Annotated in this window: 1 pseudogene; it reads left to right on the plus strand. The window is 59.0% G+C overall.

Annotated features, from left to right (window positions below):
- A pseudogene (locus tag ACIQZI_RS07205) lies at positions 1-497 on the plus strand (hypothetical protein); the annotation flags it as partial.

Consider the following 497-nt stretch of genomic DNA (forward strand, 5'->3'; position numbering starts at 1 on the left):
GCCCAGACGAGAGTGGGGATGAAAGTCCAGACGAGCTGGGGGATGAAAGCCCAGACGAGAGCGGGGATGAAAATTTAGGCGAGCTGGGGGATGAAAGCCCAGACGAGAGCGGGGATGAAAGTCCAGACGAGCTGGGGGATGAAAGCCCAGACGAGAGTGGGGATGAAAGCCCAGACGAGAGTGGGGATGAAAGCCCAGACGAGAGTGGGGATGAAAGTCCAGACGAGCTGGGGGATGAAAGCCCAGACGAGAGCGGGGATGAAAGCCCAGACGAGAGTGGGGATGAAAGTCCAGACGAGCTGGGGGATGAAAGCCCAGACGAGAGCGGGGATGAAAATTTAGGCGAGCTGGGGGATGAAAGTCCAGACGAGAGTGGGGATGAAAGTCCAGACGAGAGTGGGGATGAAAGTCCAGACGAGAGCGGGGATGAAAGCCCAGACGAGCTGGGGGATGAAAGCCCAGACGAGCTGGGGGATGAAAGCCCAGACGAGCTGGGG

Origin of the sequence: Peribacillus sp. NPDC096379 (assembly GCF_044762875.1) — a bacterium.
GTDB lineage: Bacteria > Bacillota > Bacilli > Bacillales > DSM-1321 > Peribacillus.